This is a genomic window from Streptomyces sp. P9-A2 (assembly GCF_036634175.1).
GTDB lineage: Bacteria > Actinomycetota > Actinomycetes > Streptomycetales > Streptomycetaceae > Streptomyces > Streptomyces pratens.
This window is the reverse complement of sequence record NZ_JAZIFX010000001.1, coordinates 1,342,762-1,360,432: the sequence shown is the minus strand read 5'-3', so window position 1 is coordinate 1,360,432 and position 17,671 is coordinate 1,342,762. Positions and strand designations below refer to the sequence as shown.

At 73.7% G+C, this 17,671-nt stretch carries 15 protein-coding genes and 1 pseudogene; 13 read left to right on the top strand and 3 right to left on the bottom strand.

Going from position 1 to position 17,671, the window contains the following annotated elements:
* The first annotated feature begins 149 nt into the window (after positions 1 to 149).
* Positions 150 to 1,064 carry a DUF2510 domain-containing protein gene (locus V4Y04_RS06130; protein ID WP_332432723.1) on the top strand — a complete coding sequence of 305 codons (915 nt, stop codon included), beginning with the start codon at positions 150 to 152 and terminating at the stop codon, positions 1,062 to 1,064.
* Between the two features lie 17 nt (positions 1,065 to 1,081).
* Here V4Y04_RS06130 and V4Y04_RS06125 read toward each other — a convergent pair whose 3' ends face one another.
* The gene (locus V4Y04_RS06125; RefSeq protein ID WP_332426269.1) at positions 1,082 to 2,284 is read right to left on the bottom strand and encodes an amino acid deaminase/aldolase; all 1,203 of its coding nucleotides are present in this window, start codon (positions 2,282 to 2,284) and stop codon (positions 1,082 to 1,084) included.
* Between the two features lie 266 nt (positions 2,285 to 2,550).
* Here V4Y04_RS06125 and V4Y04_RS06120 point away from each other — a divergent pair, with 266 nt between their 5' ends.
* From V4Y04_RS06120 to V4Y04_RS06110, 3 genes and pseudogenes are all read left to right on the top strand, one after another.
* Complete coding sequence (locus V4Y04_RS06120) at positions 2,551 to 4,464, top strand: hypothetical protein (protein ID WP_332426268.1); 1,914 nt, start codon at positions 2,551 to 2,553, stop codon at positions 4,462 to 4,464.
* Positions 4,461 to 5,636 carry a type VII secretion-associated serine protease mycosin gene (mycP, locus tag V4Y04_RS06115; protein WP_332426267.1) on the top strand — a complete coding sequence of 392 codons (1,176 nt, stop codon included), beginning with the start codon at positions 4,461 to 4,463 and terminating at the stop codon, positions 5,634 to 5,636. The genes V4Y04_RS06120 and mycP overlap by 4 nt, the downstream gene beginning before the upstream one ends.
* A gap of 57 nt (positions 5,637 to 5,693) precedes the next feature.
* Positions 5,694 to 5,923, top strand: a pseudogene (locus V4Y04_RS06110) (e9imm peptide).
* Between the two features lie 78 nt (positions 5,924 to 6,001).
* Here V4Y04_RS06110 and V4Y04_RS06105 read toward each other — a convergent pair.
* Entirely contained in the window at positions 6,002 to 6,766 is a 765-nt protein-coding gene (locus V4Y04_RS06105) for a serine hydrolase (protein ID WP_443079956.1), read from the bottom strand.
* Between the two features lie 94 nt (positions 6,767 to 6,860).
* Here V4Y04_RS06105 and V4Y04_RS06100 point away from each other — a divergent pair, with 94 nt between their 5' ends.
* On the top strand, positions 6,861 to 7,592 hold the full coding sequence (locus V4Y04_RS06100) for an SseB family protein (RefSeq protein ID WP_332426266.1): 732 nt from the start codon (positions 6,861 to 6,863) through the stop codon (positions 7,590 to 7,592).
* 48 nt (positions 7,593 to 7,640) lie between these two features.
* Here the strand turns inward: V4Y04_RS06100 and V4Y04_RS06095 are convergent, their stop codons facing one another.
* The gene (locus tag V4Y04_RS06095) at positions 7,641 to 8,027 is read right to left on the bottom strand and encodes a DUF1844 domain-containing protein (RefSeq protein WP_332426265.1); all 387 of its coding nucleotides are present in this window, start codon (positions 8,025 to 8,027) and stop codon (positions 7,641 to 7,643) included.
* Positions 8,028 to 8,432: 405 nt separating this feature from the next.
* Here V4Y04_RS06095 and infC point away from each other — a divergent pair, with 405 nt between their 5' ends.
* The 8 genes from infC (at position 8,433) to V4Y04_RS06055 (ending at position 17,507) form a co-directional block, all read left to right on the top strand.
* A complete protein-coding gene (infC, locus tag V4Y04_RS06090; protein WP_332432721.1) occupies positions 8,433 to 9,125 on the top strand; it encodes a translation initiation factor IF-3 in 693 nt (230 codons plus the stop codon).
* Between the two features lie 119 nt (positions 9,126 to 9,244).
* On the top strand, positions 9,245 to 9,439 hold the full coding sequence (gene rpmI, locus V4Y04_RS06085) for a 50S ribosomal protein L35 (RefSeq protein WP_055574739.1): 195 nt from the start codon (positions 9,245 to 9,247) through the stop codon (positions 9,437 to 9,439).
* Positions 9,440 to 9,540: 101 nt separating this feature from the next.
* The gene (gene rplT / locus V4Y04_RS06080; RefSeq protein WP_004933571.1) at positions 9,541 to 9,924 is read left to right on the top strand and encodes a 50S ribosomal protein L20; all 384 of its coding nucleotides are present in this window, start codon (positions 9,541 to 9,543) and stop codon (positions 9,922 to 9,924) included.
* A gap of 131 nt (positions 9,925 to 10,055) precedes the next feature.
* Positions 10,056 to 10,937, top strand: coding sequence for a TrmH family RNA methyltransferase (locus tag V4Y04_RS06075; RefSeq protein WP_332426264.1), 882 nt, complete (start codon positions 10,056 to 10,058; stop codon positions 10,935 to 10,937).
* 126 nt (positions 10,938 to 11,063) lie between these two features.
* Positions 11,064 to 12,209, top strand: a complete 1,146-nt coding sequence (locus V4Y04_RS06070; RefSeq protein WP_332426263.1) for a sensor histidine kinase — start codon at positions 11,064 to 11,066, stop codon at positions 12,207 to 12,209.
* Between the two features lie 148 nt (positions 12,210 to 12,357).
* A complete protein-coding gene (pheS, locus tag V4Y04_RS06065; protein WP_332426262.1) occupies positions 12,358 to 13,479 on the top strand; it encodes a phenylalanine--tRNA ligase subunit alpha in 1,122 nt (373 codons plus the stop codon).
* Positions 13,479 to 16,025, top strand: a complete 2,547-nt coding sequence (gene pheT, locus V4Y04_RS06060) for a phenylalanine--tRNA ligase subunit beta (protein ID WP_332426261.1) — start codon at positions 13,479 to 13,481, stop codon at positions 16,023 to 16,025. Before pheS ends, pheT begins: the two co-directional genes overlap by 1 nt.
* Before the next feature lie 420 nt (positions 16,026 to 16,445).
* Positions 16,446 to 17,507: a PP2C family protein-serine/threonine phosphatase gene (locus tag V4Y04_RS06055; RefSeq protein WP_332426260.1), complete on the top strand. Its 1,062-nt coding sequence runs from the start codon at positions 16,446 to 16,448 to the stop codon at positions 17,505 to 17,507.
* The last annotated feature ends 164 nt before the right edge of the window (positions 17,508 to 17,671 follow it).

Genomic DNA, 17,671 nt, shown 5'->3' with positions numbered 1-17,671 from the left:
GGAGCGGCGTCTGGTGCGTGCGATCGCAAGGCGCCGGAGCGTCCTCGTGGCGGAGCCACGTGGGCGGTTCGGCAACACGGCGAGCGTGCGTGCCGGGCGTCGCGACGCCGCGGGCATGTGTCAGACACCCCTAGAGTGCCCGGATGAGCATGACGCCCGCACCCGGCTGGTACCCCGACCCGCACGCCCCGCACCTGGAACGCTGGTGGGACGGTACGGCCTGGACCGAGCACCGGCGTACCCCCGGGGTCCCCGGAGGGCCGGTGCCGCCGTCCCCCGGTGGCTCCGGCAGCCGTACCCGGGTGATCGCCCTCGTCACGGCGGCGGCCGTGCTCGTCGCCGCGATCGTCACCGGCGCGGTGCTGCTGGGCGACGACGACCCGGAGATCAGGACCGGCCCGACCACCGCACCGTCCGCACAGGTACCGGACGGCGTCGGCCCCACCCCGTCCGGGCCCCCCTCGGAGTCCGCGTCCGGACCTCCCGCCGATGATCCGGACCTCGTCGAGGACCAGCTCAACGGCATCACCTTCCCGCTCCTCGACGGCTGGGTACGGCCGGAGAACATCAGCCAGGACGACGTCGTCATGACCACCCCCGGCACCCACGACTGCCCGGGCGAGGGCAGCGTCTGCCGCCACGGCCTCGTCATGTCCCGCACGGTGACCGCGACCGATGAGACCTCGCCCGAGCTGCTCGCCGAGGAGGACGTCTCCGACGCGGTCGAGGACGCCTTCGAGGAGGACGCCCTCGACCGGAAGCCCCACGGCGGCGTCGAGTCCCACAAGGTCGTGAAGTCAGGCCCGGTCGCGGTGGCGGGCCGCGCCGGGTACTTCGTCCGCCGGCAGGTGACGACCGGCAAGGGCCCCGGCGGGTACGTGCAGTCGCTGGTCTTCCCCTCCACCATCGGCACCGGGGCGCCGATCGTCGTCCGCTACGTCTTCGAGGCGGGCGACGGCGCACCGCCCCTCGCCGACATGGACCGCATCACCCGGGGCATCCGCGCGGCCGGCGACGCGGACCCGGGCGGCGGCGTGGGCGCCGGCGTCGGCCCCACCCCCTGACCCGCGCCTGACCTGACCTAAAGGAACGTCATGCCCTCGCCGCGGTACGTCGGTACGGTGGCCGTCACCGTGGCGCCCTCGATCAGCCGCAGTGCGTCGAACCGCTCGCACAGCTCGCCCGCCTTGGCGTGCCGGAACCACACCTTGTCGCCGATCAGCAGGTCGTCGGCCGGCGGACCCAGCAGCGGCGTCTGCACCTCGCCGGCCCCCTCCTGGGGGTCGTAGCGCAGTCCCTCGGGCAGACAGGGCACCGGCAGCCGGTCGGTGCCGGCCGCGCCGGAGGCCGGATAACCGCCGCCGAGCACCGTGACCGCGCCCACGCCCGGCCGCCGTACGACGGGCAGGGCGAAGAGCGCCGCCGGACGCCCGGTGAACGACGTGTAGTTGTCGAACAACCGTGGTACGTACAGCCCCGAACCCGCCGCGATCTCGGTGACCGCGTCCTCCTCGGCGGTGTACTGCACGCTGCCCGTACCGCCGCCGTTGACGAACTCCAGATCCGGCACGACCTCCCGCACCGCCCGCACCACCGCCGCCCGCCGCACGGCGAGCTCCCGCCGGGCGGCGGCCTGCATCAGCCGCACGGCCCGGGACCGCAGCGGCTGCCCCGCCACCGCGTCGCCGACCCCCGCGACATGCCCCTCGTACGCCATGATCCCCACCACTTCGAACCCGGGGCGCCGGGCCACCGCGCGGGCCACCTCGGCGACCTGCGCGGGGGAGTGGAGCGGGGACCGCCGGGCACCGACCCGCACCCGGCCGCCGAGCAGCTTCAGCGAGGTGTCCAGCTCCAGACAGACGCGCACCACCTCACCGCCGCCGGCGCGCGCGGCGTCGATCAGGTCCAGCTGCGCCGGGTCGTCGACCATGACGGTGACGGCGGCGGCGAGCTTGGGATCGGCGGCCAGTTCGGCGTAACCGGAGCGGTCGGCGGAGGGATAGGCGAGCAGGATGTCGTCGAAACCGGAGCGGGCCAGCCACAGGGACTCGGCGAGGGTGAACGACATGATGCCCGCGAAGCCGTCCCTGGCGAGCACCCGTTCGAGCAGGGCGCGGCAGCGCACGGACTTGCTCGCCACCCGGACGGGCTTTCCCCCCGCCCGGCGGAGCAGATCGTCCGCGTTGGCGTCGAAGGCGTCCAGATCCACGATCGCGAGCGGGGCGTCGAGATGGGCGGTGGCCTGTTCGTAACGGGCCCGGTCGGAGGCGCGCGCAGTCATGAACGCAGCCTGCCAGACAGGTCTTCCGAACGGGTAGGGGGACGTTCCGGGCAGATGCCGCGGGCCTGCGTACTGGTTCCCGTTCGGCCGGGGTCACGCCGTAGAGTGACGCGCACGCCCGGCGGCCCACGCCGGACAAAGGCCCGTGCCGGGATGACGCTCCTCCCGTGCGGGTATCTGTGCCCGGGACGACTTCGTACCGGGTCCGGCGGCAGACATCGGCCCGCGGCGGGGAAACGGTCCGGGCACGAGGAAACGGGGGGTGCATGAGCACGGAAGCGCGGCGCGCCTCCCACTCCCCGGGCCCCACGACTCCTCCGTCACCGTCCACGCCCCCGCGCCCGTCCCACCCGCCGGCCGACGCGGACGAGGACACGCGTGAGCCGGACCGACGGCAGCCCGACGCCGGCACCGGACCGCGTGAGACGCACGCCGCGACGCCCGCCGGGGGAGCGGCGAACGGCACCGCACCGGTGCAGCCCAGGGGACGTACCTCCGGCGGAACCGGCGCGTTCGACGTGCGCCGGCCGGCCGCGGCGCCGTCCGCCGACACGGGCCGTGCGGAGGGCGGCGCAGCAGACACACCCGTGCCCGCTCCCTCCGCCCCGGTGTCTCCCTCCGCCTCCTCGACCTCGTCCTCGGTGGCTTCGCCGCCCCGGCCCCGCTTTCCGAGTTTCGGTACCGGCGGGCAGGGCCGGCCGGTGGGCACGGGCGGCACGCCGCCGCCCCCGCCGAGGGCGTCCGCCCGCTTCCCGGACATCCCGCCGGCCGTGGGCCACGGGGCGCCTTCCCCGGGCACCTCGCCGACCGGCTCGGCCACCGTGCCACCGCAGCCCACGCACGGCCCCACCCGCACCGGACGGCGACGGTCCGCCGAGCAGCGCCCCACCGCGGGCCGCGCGGACGCCCGTAGCACCGACGCCCGTAGCACCGACGCCCGCAGCACCGACGCGCGCCCCGAGCCCCCGTCGGAGATGACGACCCGTCTGAGTCCGGTCTCCCTACGGGCGTCCGCGCCGCCCCGGCCGACCGATCGGCCGGACGTGCCGCCGTATCCCGCCACGCCGGCCGGACCGGAGCGGGGCCACGCGGCGCCCCCGGGGCCGTGGTCCGGACCCGGGCACCCGGCCGCCGGTGCCCCGGCCGCCACGCCGCCGACCCCGGCCGGGCCACCCAGGCCGACCGGACCGGCGCCGGATCCCGCGCGGGACGAGGCGTGGGCTCCGGCCTCGCGTCCGGGCGCCGACGAGCCGTACGGCACCGGGTGGGCCACCGCCGCGCCCTCCGGTCCGGGCACCCCCGACCCCGCGTTCTCCTGGAGCTCTCCCCCGGCACCCGGCGGTGCCTCCGGCTCCGGCCGGCCGGTCGTGACGTTCGCGCGGCCCGAGGGGTACGACGAGAACGCCCGGCCGCGCCCGCTCGGCCGGCGGGGCCGCTCCCAGGTCGTGGCCGCCGCGGTCTGTCTCGTCCTCGGCGTGGGGCTGATCGGTGGTGCCGTCGCCGGGAGTTGGCTCGCCGGGGACTCCGGCGAGAAAGGGGCCGACACCGGCTTCGCCGCCGCCGCGAACATGTGGCACAGCGTCCCCGTCGACGAGCTGTTCCCGCCCACCGTGCGGGGCGAAGGCGCCGGCCCCGGCGACGCCGACCGGGTCTGGACCCGGATAGCCGTGGCCCCCGACAGCGGCTGCGAGGACGCCTTCGACCCGCTGCTGCGCAAGCTGTTCGCCCCCCTCGGCTGCGAACGCCTGCTGCGCGCCACCTACACCGACGCCACCCAGAGCCATGTCACCACCGTCGGCCTGCTGTTCACCAAGGCGGACGCCGCCGGCATGGTCTCCCTCGCCGGCCGCTTCGACAAGGAGCGCCTGGACCGCCGTACCGACCTGATACCCCGCCCGTACGCGGCGAAGGGCACCGCGGCCGCCGGCTTCGGCGCCGGGCAGCGTGCCACCTGGGCGATCTCCGTCCTCACCGACGCCCCCGTCGTCGTCTACGCCGTGTCCGGCTGGGCCGACGGCCGCGACGCCGGCACCCCGCTGCCCGCCGAGGACGGCATGGAGTCCGGCGCCACCACCGCCCCCGCCCAGGCGGGCCTCGGCCACGAGGCGCGCGGCCTCGCCGACCGGGTCGAACGCGGTCTGCGCAAGAACGTCGGTACGACCACGGAGCAGCCGTCATGAGGCCCGCGACCTCCCGAGCCGCGACCCTGAGCGTCCTGCTGGCCGCCGGCCTCGCCCTGCTCCCCGCCACCACCGCCCATGCGGACGGCATCCGCGACCGGCAGTGGGGACCGGAGGCCCTGCACACCCAGGAGGCCTGGCGCACCACCCAGGGCGCGGGCGTCACCGTCGCCGTCCTGGACACCGGGGTCGACGCCGAGCATCCCGACCTCGCCGGGAACGTTCTCGCTGGCAAGGACCTGGTCCGTTTTGGTGCCGAGGAGGGTGACCGGGCCTGGGCTCGGCACGGCACCGCGATGGCCGGCATCATCGCGGGCCACGGACACGGCGTGGGGAACGGCGAAGGCGTCCTGGGCATCGCGCCCGAGGCGAAGATCCTCCCCGTCCGCGTGATCCTGGAGGACGGCGATCCCTCCCGCGCCAAGGCCCGCAGCACCCGCGGCAACGCCCTCGCCGAGGGCATCCGCTGGGCCGCCGACCACGGCGCCGACGTCATCAACCTCTCCCTCGGCGACGACTCCGCCTCCGCGCACCCCGAGTCCGGCGAGGACGAGGCCATCCAGTACGCCCTCCGCAAGGGTGTGGCCGTCGTCGCCTCCGCGGGCAACGGCGGCGAGAAGGGCGACCGCGTCTCCTACCCGGCCGCCTACCCGGGTGTCATCGCCGTCACCGCCGTCGACCGCTACGGCACCCGCGCCCCGTTCTCCACCCGCCGCTGGTACGCCACGGTCAGTGCCCCGGGTGTCGACGTGATCATCGCCGACCCCGACCGCAAGTACTACGAGGGCTGGGGCACCAGCGCCGCCGCCGCGTTCGTCTCCGGCGCCGTCGCCCTGATCAAGGCGGCCCACCCCGGGCTGACCCCGGCCCAGCTCAAGAGTCTCCTGGAGGACACCGCCCGCAACGCCCCCGCCGACGGCCGTGACGACTCCCGCGGCTTCGGCTTCGTCGACCCGGCCGCCGCCATAGAGGCCGCCGCCAGGCTGAAGCCCGAGGGCCTGAAGTCGGCGGCCTACGGCGAGCGGTACTTCGGCCCCGGCCCGGACAGCCCCGAGTCCGACACCGGAACCGCCGACTGGGCCGCCCCCCTCGCGGGCGGCGCGGGCGGCGTCCTCCTGGTCGCCACGGCCGTCCTGTGGCGCGGCCGCCGCCCGGGCCACGAGGACGCCTGAGGACCTGTCCGGGCGCTCACGCGCACTGTGTGGGGATGACTCGGCAGGAGGGACCCGATGAGTGCCGTGGAGATGACCCGGGCGGAGGCGGTCGCGCTCGTGCAGCGCATCATGCGGGCGGACCACGCCTCGGAGGACGAGGTGGCCGACCGGCTGAGCAGGCTCGACCGAGCGCTCGGATCCCGTCCGGACATGTCTGCGACCTGGTTTTCCGGCCGCGGGAGCGCGACCTTTCGGCCGATGAGGCAGTCGATCAGGCTCTGGCGTACCGGCCGATCGTCCTGTGACGTCCTTTCGCGTGCTCTCCGGACAAAGGCCCGCCCGAGCGCGCCACCGTTGAGGGCCCCCGACGTGCGCGCGGGCACCTAAACACTCCGACGCCCGTCTCCCGTGAACGCCGACACCGCCGCCCGTGCCGCCGCCTCCACCAGCGCCACGCCCCGGGTCATCGTCGGGTTGCCGTCGGACAGCGCGGCCACCAGGAGGTTCCGGCCCTCGGCCGTGACGCGGCCGATGCTGTTCACGACCCAGAGTCCGGTCGCGTCGCGCGGCACCCAGCCGTTCTTCACCGCCCACGCCGCGCCGCCCGGCGGCAACACGTCCGCCACCACCGGAACCCCCCACGCCTGCTCCGGGACCACCCGCTCCATCAGCCCCCGTACGTACGCCCGCGAGGCCGCGGTCAGCTTCGAGTCCGCCGGGGCCCCGAACACCTGGCGGAGCAGCAGAAGCTGGTCGGCGACCGTGGTCCGGGTCAGCCCCCACCGGGGGCCGTCGCCGCCCTCGGTGCCGGTCAGGCCCAAGCGGACGTGTGCCGCGTCGAGGCCGGCCGCCCGCCCGATCGAGCGCCACAGCGCGGACGCCGCGTCGTTGTCGCTGCGCTCGATCATCGCCGCGGCGTACGACCGCTCCTCACCGGTGAGCGCCCGTCCCACGTCCTGCGCCTCCAGCAGCAACGCCGCCAGTATGCCGACCTTCACGACGCTCGCCGTGACGAACGCCCGGTCGCCGTGGCGGACGCCCACCCCCGACACCGGGTCCAGAACTCCCACCGACACTTCGGCACCGTCCGGCACGGCCACCCCCGCCATCGCCGCCGCCCACCGCGCGTCCCACCCGTCGGACCTCACCGGCACCTTCCCCTCCCTGCCGCTCCGCGGCCGCCCGCCCGCACGCCCGCCCGCGTGCGAGCCTGCCACCCCAAGGCCGATAGGGTCGACGACCGTGGCGAACAAGAACATTCCCGACCCCGGTTACCGTGACGACGACGGCTCCGCAGACCCCCGGCTGAGTGCGGCGCTCGCCGCCTGGGCCGAGGACGGCAACGCCGTCGCGCCGGTCCTCGACGCGCTCAAAGGCACCCGGCTGCTGGTCCCCGTCGTGGCCGTCCTCGGAGAAGTCGAGGAGGACGAAAACGGGCTGCGCCGGGAGAAGACCAGCGACATGGCCGTCCCCACCTTGAAGGCCGGTGACCGCACCGCGCTGCCCGCCTTCACCTCCACCGACTCGCTCGCCCGCTGGGACCCGGCGGCCCGCCCGGTCGCCGTACCGCTGCACCAGGCCCTGCAGGCCGCCGCGCACGAGAAGGCGGACACGGTCGTCCTCGACATGGCCGGGCCCGTGCCCTTCGAACTGACCGGCCCGCTGCTGCTCGCGCTCGCCGAGGGGCGTACGACCACCGACCCGCTGGCCGACCCCCTGGTCGTCGAGGCCCTGCGAGCCGTCGTCACCGCGGAGCCCGCCGTCCTGCGCGCCCACCTCGGACCGGGGCAGGCCGACGGCACCCTCGCCCTGGTCCTCGACCCCGCGGCCCCCGTCGCCGAGGCCGCCCGCGCCGTGGCGCAGCGCCTGGCCGCCGACGAAACACTGAGGGCCCGCCTGGTAAGAGGCCTCGACCTGGCAGTACTGCCGGCCGGGGCGACGCCGCCGGGCGAGCCCTTCTACGTACGCGGGTGATCCGTACGTACTCGCATGCGGAGCCCGGGCCACCGGGCTCCGGCACGCTCAGCCGTAGATCGCGCCCGTGTACTTCTCGCCCGGGCCCTGCCCCGGCTCGTCCTTGACGAGCGAGGCCTCACGGAACGCCAGCTGGAGCGACTTCAGCCCGTCGCGCAGCGGCGCCGCGTGGAAGGAGCTGATCTCGGTCGCGGACGCGTCCAGCAGGCCGGCCAGCGCGTGCACCAGCTTGCGGGCCTCGTCCAGGTCCTTGTGCGCGTCGCCCTCCTCGGTCAGACCGAGCTTCACGGCCGCGGCGCTCATCAGATTGACGGCGACCGTCACGATCACCTCGACGGCCGGGACCTCGGCGATGTCACGGGTCATGGCGTCGAAGTCGGGGCTGTCGGGACTGTCGGCGGGTTCGGGGGTCTCCGAGGGGGAGGTCTCACTCATGCCCCACACGATAGGGCCCGGCGCGTGTCCCCCTGACAGCAGGAGGGGAGCCGGCAGGCGTGCGGTGCAGGCGGTTAGCGCACCCCCGCCGGAGCTGCTAACCTTGTACAACGACCGGTCGGACCCGCCTGCCCACAGCATGCGTGCCCGGCCCACAAGTGGAGGCTTTCGAACTCCCACCTGATCGTCCCCCGGATGACAGGTCACCGGTCAGGCGGCGCCGCTCAGCGGTGGCCCGCCCGAAAGTGCGCCCCGCGGTGACCGCGGCGGTGTTCCGGTAGTTCGAGGAGCCCCGCCTGTGATCGTCCGGGGCATTTTTGTTGCCTCGGCGCGGTCAGGTCTAACGAACACAGACGTTATGCGGCTGTCCGCCAGACCGTCGCGTGGTGCTATCGAGGAGGATCCATCAGCGCCGAACCCCGTATCAACGACCGGATTCGCGTTCCCGAGGTGCGACTTGTCGGTCCCAGTGGCGAGCAGGTGGGCATTGTCCCGCTGGCCAAGGCACTGGAGCTTGCGCAGGAGTACGACCTGGACCTGGTCGAGGTCGCGGAGACTGCCCGCCCGCCCGTGTGCAAGCTCATGGACTACGGGAAGTTCAAGTACGAGTCGGCCATGAAGGCCCGTGAGGCGCGCAAGAACCAGGCGCACACGGTCATCAAGGAAATGAAGCTCCGGCCGAAGATCGACCCGCACGACTACGACACCAAAAAGGGTCACGTCGTCCGGTTCCTCAAGCAGGGCGACAAGGTCAAGATCACGATCATGTTCCGTGGTCGCGAGCAGTCCCGGCCCGAGCTGGGCTACCGGCTGCTGCAGCGGCTCGCGGAGGACGTCCAGGACCTCGGGTTCATCGAGTCGAACCCGAAGCAGGACGGCCGGAACATGATCATGGTTCTCGGTCCGCACAAGAAGAAGACCGAGGCGATGGCCGAGGCCCGCCAGGCGCAGGAAGCCCGCAAGGCGGACGCGAAGGCCCACCCCGGCCGCTCGCAGAACGCCGCGGAGTCCGAGGAGTCGGCGGACGCCGAAGCACCGGCCGAAGCACCGGCCGAAGCACCGGCCGAAGCCCAGGCCGAGGCTCCCGCCGACGTGTGACCGCATGACCTCGGGGCCCGCCGGCCCTCAGGACATAACCGAAACAAGTACGACGCTCCACCGTGCCCGGTTTTCGTGACCGGGCACCGGAGCGCCACCGACGAGGAGATAACGGCGCCATGCCGAAGAACAAGACGCACAGCGGTGCCAGCAAGCGCTTCAAGGTCACCGGCTCCGGCAAGGTGCTCCGTGAGCGTGCCGGCAAGCGCCACCTGCTCGAGCACAAGTCGTCCCGTGTGACGCGTCGCCTCACCGGCAACGCCGAGATGGCCCCGGGCGACGCCAAGAAGATCAAGAAGCTTCTCGGCAAGTGACGTTCCGGCGCTCCGGCGCCACAGGTACGTCAGGACCGGGACCCAATCGATTTCGGGCCGCGTGACCATCAACCGCGGCCCCGCTGCAAGGAGTTAAAAAAGTGGCACGCGTCAAGCGGGCAGTCAACGCCCACAAGAAGCGCCGGGCGATCCTCGAGCAGGCCTCCGGCTACCGCGGTCAGCGTTCGCGCCTGTACCGCAAGGCCAAGGAGCAGGTCACCCACTCGCTGGTCTACAACTACAACGACCGCAAGAAGCGCAAGGGTGACTTCCGTCAGCTGTGGATCCAGCGCATCAACGCCGCTGCCCGCGCGAACGGCATCACGTACAACCGCTTCATCCAGGGTCTGAAGGCCGCGAACGTCGAGGTCGACCGCAAGATCCTGGCCGAGCTGGCCGTCAACGACGCCACCGCCTTCGCCGCGCTCGTCGAGGTCGCCCAGAAGGCGCTGCCGGCGGACGTGAACGCGCCCAAGGCCGCGTGACGCCGCGCCGGCCTCGAACCGGCGTGATCCAACGGACCCGCAGGCGCTGCCTGCGGGTCCGTAGTCTGTGCGGAAGCTTCCGTGGCACCGCGCGGGAGCCGCCGCGGAAGCCGAGAGCGAAAGTGAACCGAATGCCCCCCGCCACCCCCGAGTCGATCTCCTCCCGCTCGCCCCGCGTGTCCGCCGCGCGGCGGCTGGCCAAACGGAACTTCCGGGGCAAGGAGCGACTGTTCCTCGCCGAAGGACCGCAGGCCGTACGGGAGGCCGCCGTTCACCGGGGCACCGCCGCTCACCGGGGCACCGGCGCCGCCACCCTCGTCGAACTGTTCGCCACCCCGGAGGCCGCCGAGCGGTACGCGGACATCATCGGCGCCGCCCGGGACGCCGGCGCCCGCGTCCACCTCGCCGACGAGCAGGTCGTCGCCGACATCTCCACCACCGTCACCCCGCAGGGCCTCGTCGGCGTGTGCCGCTTCCTCGACACCCCCTTCGAGGAGATCCTCGCCGCCCGCCCCCGGCTCGTCGCCGTCCTCGCCCACGTACGCGACCCCGGCAACGCCGGCACCGTCCTGCGGTGCGCCGACGCCGCCGGCGCCGAGGCCGTCGTCCTGACCGACGCCTCCGTCGACCTGTACAACCCCAAGGCCGTACGCGCCTCCGTCGGATCGCTGTTCCACCTGCCCGTCGCCGTGGGTGTCCCCGTCGAGCACGCCGTGGCCGCGCTGCGGGACACCGGCGTACGGGTCCTCGCCGCGGACGGCGCCGGCGACCGAGACCTCGACGACGAACTCGACCACGGCACCATGGGCGGGCCCACCGCCTGGATCTTCGGCAACGAGGCATGGGGACTTCCCGAGGAGACCCGGGCGCTCACCGACGCCGTCGTGCGTGTTCCGATTCACGGAAAGGCCGAAAGTCTGAACCTCGCCACCGCCGCCGCCGTATGTCTCTACGCGTCGGCGCGGGCACAGCGCGCCGTCGGAGGGTGCCGCTCCGTCACCGAGAGCCAGTAAGGTGACCTGCCCGGGGACCCTCCCCAGCTCTCGGCCGTGCCCCAGGCTCCCCGGCTCCGGCCGGACCGGGGCATCCCGCCCGAGCGCGGGGCACCCCGAGGAAGTACGGAGAGGTGGGACACGGGGATGACCGTCGGCACGAGCAGCGCACCGGGAGCACCTCGGGCGGCGCGCCCGCCCGCGCCCCGGTCCGCCGGCCCCGCCGAACTCGGCATCGACCCCGACCAGCTGCCCGACGGCCTCGTCGTCGCCGACGAGCACGGCAGGGTGATCTGCTTCAACGCCGCCGCGGCCCGCATCGCCGCGGTCCCCGCCGAGCGTGCCCTCGGCCGACGGCTCGACGAGGCGCTGCCGTTGGAGGACCTGGAAGGCCGGCGCTGGTGGCAGCTCACAGACCCCTACGGCGGCCTCGCCATCCGGGTGGGCCAGCCCGAGCGCAACCTGCTGCTGCCCGGCGGCCGGGAGGTCCTCGTCTCCGCGCGCTACGTCCGCACCCGGCCCACCGGACCGGTCCACCGCGTCGTCGTGTCGCTGCGCGACACCGAGGCCCGGCGCCGCACCGAACGCAACCACGCCGAACTGATCGCCATCGTCGCCCACGAACTGCGCTCCCCGCTCACCTCTGTCAAGGGCTTCACCGCCACCCTGCTCGCCAAGTGGGAGCGGTTCACCGACGAGCAGAAGCGGCTGATGCTGGAGACCGTCGACGCCGACGCCGACCGGGTCACCCGGCTCATCGCCGAACTCCTCGACATCTCCCGCATCGACTCCGGGCGCCTCGAACTGCGCCGCCAGCCCGTCGACATCGGAGCCGCCGTCGGACGGCACATCCAGGCGTACGTCGCCGCCGGACAGCCCGCCGACCGGTTCCTGCTGCGGATCCAGCATCCCCTGCCCGATCTGTGGGCCGACCCCGACAAGGTCGACCAGGTGCTGAGCAACCTGCTGGAAAATGCGGTGCGCCACGGCGAGGGAACCGTCACCATCGACATCACGCCCTCGGCGTCCCCCCGAGACCGGGAGAACGGCGAGCACGCGGCCACGTCGGTCACCGTGAGCGACGAGGGTCCCGGCATCCCGGAGGAGTCCATGAACCGCGTCTTCACCCGCTTCTGGCGGGGCAGCAAGCGCGGCGGCACCGGCCTCGGGCTGTACATCGTCAAGGGCATCGTCGAGGTCCACGGCGGCACCATCACGGTCGGCCGCGCCCCCGGCGGTGGTGCGCAACTCCGATTTACGTTGCCCGTGGCGGCCCCCGCGTATCTCAGCTAGCGCGCGCCCGGGGCCCCACGGGCGCATTCACGGTCCCTCACCCCGTTAGACTCGGCCTCTGGCACCTTTGTGTCCCACAGACGGAGACGCTTCGGCCACGAGCCGGTGACGGGGACCATCAGCCAGCCAATCGGAAGTACGGGAAGAGATGTCGGCACCCAATAAGTCGTACGACCCTGTCGAGGTCGAGGCGTTGAAACCGGAAGAGATCGAGCGCATGCGGGACGAGGCGTTCGCCGCCTTCGCCGCCGCGGACTCCCTCGACGCCCTCCACGAGGCCAAGATCGCCCACACCGGCCCCGCCTCGCCGCTGGCCCTTGCCAACCGCGAGATCGGCGCCCTGCCCCCGCACGCCAAGGCCGACGCGGGCAAGCGCGTGGGCCAGGCGCGCGGCGCGGTGAACAAGGCCCTCGTCGGCCGCCAGAGCGAACTGGAGGCCGAGCGGGACACCCGGGTCCTGGTGGAGGAGGCGGTCGACGTCACCCTGCCCCACGACCGCGTACCGTCCGGCGCCCGGCACCCGCTGACCACGCTGTCCGAGCGCATCGAGGACATCTTCGTGGCCATGGGCTACGAGGTCGCCGAGGGCCCCCAGGTCGAAGCCGAGTGGTTCAACTTCGACGCCCTCAACATCGGCCCGGACCACCCGGCCCGCGGCGAGGCCGACACCTTCTTCGTGCAGGGCCCCCAGGGCGGCACCGAGTCCGGCGTCGTGCTGCGCACCCATACCTCGCCCGTGCAGATCCGCTCCCTGCTCGGCCGCGAGCTGCCGGTCTACGTGATCTGCCCCGGCCGTGTCTACCGCACCGACGAGCTGGACGCGACCCACACCCCCGTCTTCCACCAGGTGGAACTCCTCGCCGTGGACGAGGGCCTCACCATGGCGGACCTCAAGGGCACCCTGGACCACATGGTGCAGTCGCTGTTCGGCGAGGGCATGAAGACCAGGCTGCGGCCGAACTTCTTCCCCTTCACCGAGCCGAGCGCCGAGATGGACATGCTCTGCTACGTCTGCAAGGGCGAGTCCGTCGGCAACCCCGACCGCCCCTGCCGCACCTGCTCGTCCGAGGGCTGGATCGAGCTCGGCGGCTGCGGCATGGTCAACCCGCGGGTGCTGACCGCCTGCGGCGTCGACCCGGAGAAGTACAGCGGCTTCGCCTTCGGGTTCGGCATCGAGCGGATGCTGATGTTCCGCCACAACGTCGAGGACATGCGAGACATGGTCGAGGGTGACGTCCGGTTCACCCGGCCGTTCGGGATGGAGATCTGATGCGGGTCCCGCTTTCCTGGCTGCGGGAGTACGTCGACCTGCCGGCCACCGAGACCGGCCGCGACGTGCAGGCCAAGCTGATTTCGGCCGGCCTCGAGGTCGAGAGCGTCGAGCACCTCGGTGCCGACCTCAAGGGCCCCCTGGTCGTCGGCCGGGTGCTGACCATCGAGGAGCTGGAGGGCTTCAAGAAGCCGATCCGCTTCTGCACCGTCGACGTCGGGCAGGCCAACGGCACCGGTGAGCCACAGGAGATCGTCTGCGGCGCCCGCAACTTCGCGGCCGGCGACAAGGTCGTCGTGGTGCTCCCCGGCGCGGTCCTGCCCGGTGGCTTCGCGATCGCCGCCCGCAAGACCTACGGCAAGGTCTCGCACGGCATGATCTGCTCCAGCGACGAGCTGGGCATGGGCGACGACGGCACCAGGGGAATCATCGTGCTGCCGCCGGAGACAGAGGTCGGCAAGGACGCCGTCGAGCTGCTGGAACTGGTCGACGAGGTCCTCGACATCGCCGTCACCCCGGACCGCGGCTACTGCCTGTCGATGCGCGGCGTGGCCCGCGAGACCGCCACCGCCTACGGGCTGCCGCTGCGCGACCCGGCCCTGCTCGACGTCCCCGGCCCGAACGCCTTCGGCTACCCGGTCAAGGTCTCCGACCCTCTGGGCTGCGACCGCTTCACCGCCCGCACGGTGACCGGACTCAGCCCCGACGCACGCTCCCCGATCTGGCTCACCCGCCGGCTGCAGAAGGCCGGCATGCGCCCGGTCTCCCTGGCCGTCGACGTCACCAACTACGTGATGCTGGAGCTCGGCCAGCCGCTGCACGCCTACGACCGCTCCCTGGTCCAGGGCACCATCGGCGTGCGCCGGGCCGAGCAGGGCGAGAAGCTCACCACCCTCGACGGGGTGCAGCGCACCCTCGACGCCGAGGACCTGGTGATCACCGACGAGCGCGGCCCGATCGGGCTCGCCGGTGTCATGGGCGGCGCCGACACCGAGATCGCCGACCTCCCCCAGTCTCGAACAGACTCGACCGGGGGGACCCCCACCCTCGGCCGGGCGACCTCCGAGGTCGTCATCGAGGCCGCGCACTTCGACCCGGTGCCGATCGCCCGTACGGCCCGCCGGCACAAGCTGTCCTCCGAGGCGTCCCGGCGCTTCGAGCGCGGCGTCGACCCGCAGGCAGCCGCCGCTGCCGCGCAGCGCACCGTCGACCTGCTGGTGCTGCTCGCCGGCGGTACGGCCGAGGCCGGGGTCACCGAGTTCACCGCCCCGTCCGCGCCGCACACCCTCACCATCCCGGCCGACCACCCGGACAAGGTCGCCGGTGTCGCCTACGGCCGGGAGACCGTCGTACGCCGCCTCCAGCAGGTCGGCTGCGACGTCTACGGCCAGGACGAGCTGATCGTCACCGTGCCGTCCTGGCGGCCCGACCTCACCGATCCGAACGACCTGGCCGAAGAGGTCATCAGGCTCGAGGGCTACGAGAACCTGCCCGTCACCCTGCCCCGGCCGCCCGCCGGACGCGGGCTGACCTCCCGGCAGCGGCTGCACCGCCGGACCGGCCGGGCCCTGGCCGGCGCCGGATACGTCGAGGCGCCGAACTACCCGTTCGTCGGCGAGCAGATCTTCGACCAGCTCGGCCTGGACGCGGACGACCCGGCCCGCCGGGTGGTGAAGCTGACCAACCCGCTCAACGACGAGGAGCCCGCGCTGCGCACCTCGCTGCTGCCGGGCCTGCTCGGCGCGCTGCGGCGCAACGACGGACGAGGCAGTCACGACCTCGCGCTGTTCGAGACCGGCCTGGTCTTCAAGCCGCGCGAGGAGCAGCGGGCCGCCGTCCGCCTGCCCGTGGACCGGCGGCCCACCGACGAGGAGCTCGCCGGGCTCGACGCGGCGCTCCCGGACCAGCCGCGGCACGTCGCCGTCGTTCTGGCCGGCGCCCGCGAACAGGCCGGCTGGTGGGGCGCGGGCCGTCCGGCCGACTGGGCCGACGCGATCGAGGCCGCCCGCGGCGTCGCCGCCGAGGCGGGCGCCGAACTCGTCGTCCGCCAAGGCCAGTACGGCCCGTGGCACCCGGGCCGCTGTGCCGAACTGGCGGTCACCGTCGACGGCACCGAGCGCGTCGTCGGCCACGCGGGTGAGCTGCACCCGCGCGTGGTGAAGAACCTGGGTCTGCCCGCGCGCACCTGCGCGATGGAGCTCGACCTGGACGCGCTGGAGCAGGCAGGCGAAGGCACCCCGCAGGCGCCGGGCATCTCCACCTTCCCGGTCGCCACGCAGGACGTCGCCCTGGTCGTCGACGGCTCCGTGCCGGCCGCGGACGTCGAGGCGGCCCTGCGCGAGGGCGCCGGTGAACTGCTGGAGTCCCTCCGCCTGTTCGACGTGTACGAGAACGCCGAGCAGCTGGGCGAGGGCCGCAAGTCCCTGGCGTACGCGCTGCGGTTCCGCGCGCCCGACCGCACGCTGACGGTCGACGAGGCGTCCGCGGCCCGCGAATCGGCGGTCGCCCTCGCGGGCGAGCGCACCGGGGCGACCCTGAGGGGCTGACGCCCTCCGGGCCCGGAGGACTCCTCGGGGCCCACGGCGTTCTTCGGGGACCGGGTGTCCGCCGCGCACGGCTCGTTCGTGCCGTGGCCGGACACCCGGTCCCCGCGCGCTTGCGGGGACCACGGCCGCCCGGCGGATCACGCCGGAGATCCGCCGGGCGGCCGCGGGGCCCCAGGGGTACCGCGAGCAGGGCCCGCGGTCTGTGGCTGTGGGTGGTGGAGGCCTTCGCGAAGCCGGACAAGGTTCGGTCGTCCCACAGGGACGTATGCGCCCCACGCACATCCGTTCCCTTCGGTTACCTCACTCGTTCGGGTGACATTTCCGGGCGATACGTCCGGATCGGGTGATCCGGTCGACAGAATCGGACCGGTCTCTCGAGGCCGGTCTGTACTGGCAGGGCCAAAATGGGGGGCCATCGGCATGATCCGCTTCACGGGTGGGGCGCCCCGCGCAGGGCGGTCCAGGACCAGCTCACGGGGGCCGAGCGCCCCCTGGCGACCCGACCACTGCCCGCTGCTGCGCCGAGCCCTCGCCTGCGGACTGCCGCCCACGGTCCTCGGCGCTCTCGGTACCGGACTGGCCCTGCACGTCGGGCGGAGCCTGCTGCGGGAGGTGCGGCGCAGTCGCACGATCACCCGTACCGCGCAGCGCATGCGGCCGCCTCCCCGCGTCGACGGGCTGGCCGTCGCGGCCGTCCAACTGTCCGCCGACCGGGGCGCCCGGATCGGCGGCGATCTGTACGAGGTGGTCGCCACCGAGTACGGCGTACGGGCGGTCATCGGCGACGTCCGCGGACACGGGCTCGGAGCCGCACCCACCGTCAGTGCCGTTCTCGCCGGCTTCCGTGAGGCCGTGCACGAGGAGCCCGACCTGGCAGGAGTCCTGCGCCGGCTGGAGCGGGCGATGGACCGGCACCTGCGGGAGCGGGCACGTGCCGAGCGCCTCTCGGCGGGGACCGGCCACGCCTTCCGGACCGCCGAGGAGTTCGTCACCGTCCTGCTGCTCGAGATCCTCCCCGGCGGGGAGACGCGAGCCCTGAACTGCGGGCATCCCTGGCCCCATCTGCTGAGCGGTCCACGGGCCGAACCGCTCGCCCGCACGGACCCGCTCCCGCCGCTCGGCCCGTTCCCGCTGCCCGCCGAACTCCCCGTCATCGCCTGCGCCCCGCTGTTGCCCGGCGACACGCTCGTCCTGCACACGGACGGCGCCGAGGACGCACGGGACGCCGCCGGCCGCTTCTTTCCGCTGCCCGAGGTGCTGGCCTCGGCCGCCCGCGAGGCCCCGCCCACACCGCAGGCCGTCCTGCGGACGGTCCTCACGGCGCTGGTCCACCACACCGGTGGCCCGCCCAAGGACGACGTCGCCCTGCTGATCCTCAGGAACGAGCGCCCGTCCCCCCGAGCCCCTTCGGGGCCGGGGGGCACCGCGCGGTCCGGCACGACGGACCTTTCCCCGGCGAACCCGCTGCAGCACCCGGCGTGACCCGGGCGCCCGGAGGGATCGCCGGGGCCGGCGGCGCCGTCCGCCCCGCCACGGAGTGTCGGGCAGGCAGCCGGGCGGACGGCATGGAAGCGGGCCGCCGCACTGTAGGAGGGGGAGCCGGCGGCCCGGCCGGCCTCTTTCGAGGCACCTCAGTCAACCCGTCG

What these genes read in the sequence shown, in the direction of transcription:
- V4Y04_RS06130 (WP_332432723.1), top strand. Translation starts at nt 150, where the DNA reads ATGACGCCCGCACCCGGCTGGTACCCCGACCCGCACGCCCCGCACCTG.
- V4Y04_RS06125 (WP_332426269.1), bottom strand. Translation starts at nt 2,284, where the DNA reads ATGACTGCGCGCGCCTCCGACCGGGCCCGTTACGAACAGGCCACCGCC.
- V4Y04_RS06120 (WP_332426268.1), top strand. Translation starts at nt 2,551, where the DNA reads ATGAGCACGGAAGCGCGGCGCGCCTCCCACTCCCCGGGCCCCACGACT.
- mycP (WP_332426267.1), top strand. Translation starts at nt 4,461, where the DNA reads ATGAGGCCCGCGACCTCCCGAGCCGCGACCCTGAGCGTCCTGCTGGCC.
- V4Y04_RS06095 (WP_332426265.1), bottom strand. Translation starts at nt 8,027, where the DNA reads ATGAGTGAGACCTCCCCCTCGGAGACCCCCGAACCCGCCGACAGTCCC.
- rpmI (WP_055574739.1), top strand. Translation starts at nt 9,245, where the DNA reads ATGCCGAAGAACAAGACGCACAGCGGTGCCAGCAAGCGCTTCAAGGTC.
- V4Y04_RS06075 (WP_332426264.1), top strand. Translation starts at nt 10,056, where the DNA reads ATGCCCCCCGCCACCCCCGAGTCGATCTCCTCCCGCTCGCCCCGCGTG.
- V4Y04_RS06070 (WP_332426263.1), top strand. Translation starts at nt 11,064, where the DNA reads ATGACCGTCGGCACGAGCAGCGCACCGGGAGCACCTCGGGCGGCGCGC.
- pheS (WP_332426262.1), top strand. Translation starts at nt 12,358, where the DNA reads ATGTCGGCACCCAATAAGTCGTACGACCCTGTCGAGGTCGAGGCGTTG.
- pheT (WP_332426261.1), top strand. Translation starts at nt 13,479, where the DNA reads ATGCGGGTCCCGCTTTCCTGGCTGCGGGAGTACGTCGACCTGCCGGCC.
- V4Y04_RS06055 (WP_332426260.1), top strand. Translation starts at nt 16,446, where the DNA reads ATGATCCGCTTCACGGGTGGGGCGCCCCGCGCAGGGCGGTCCAGGACC.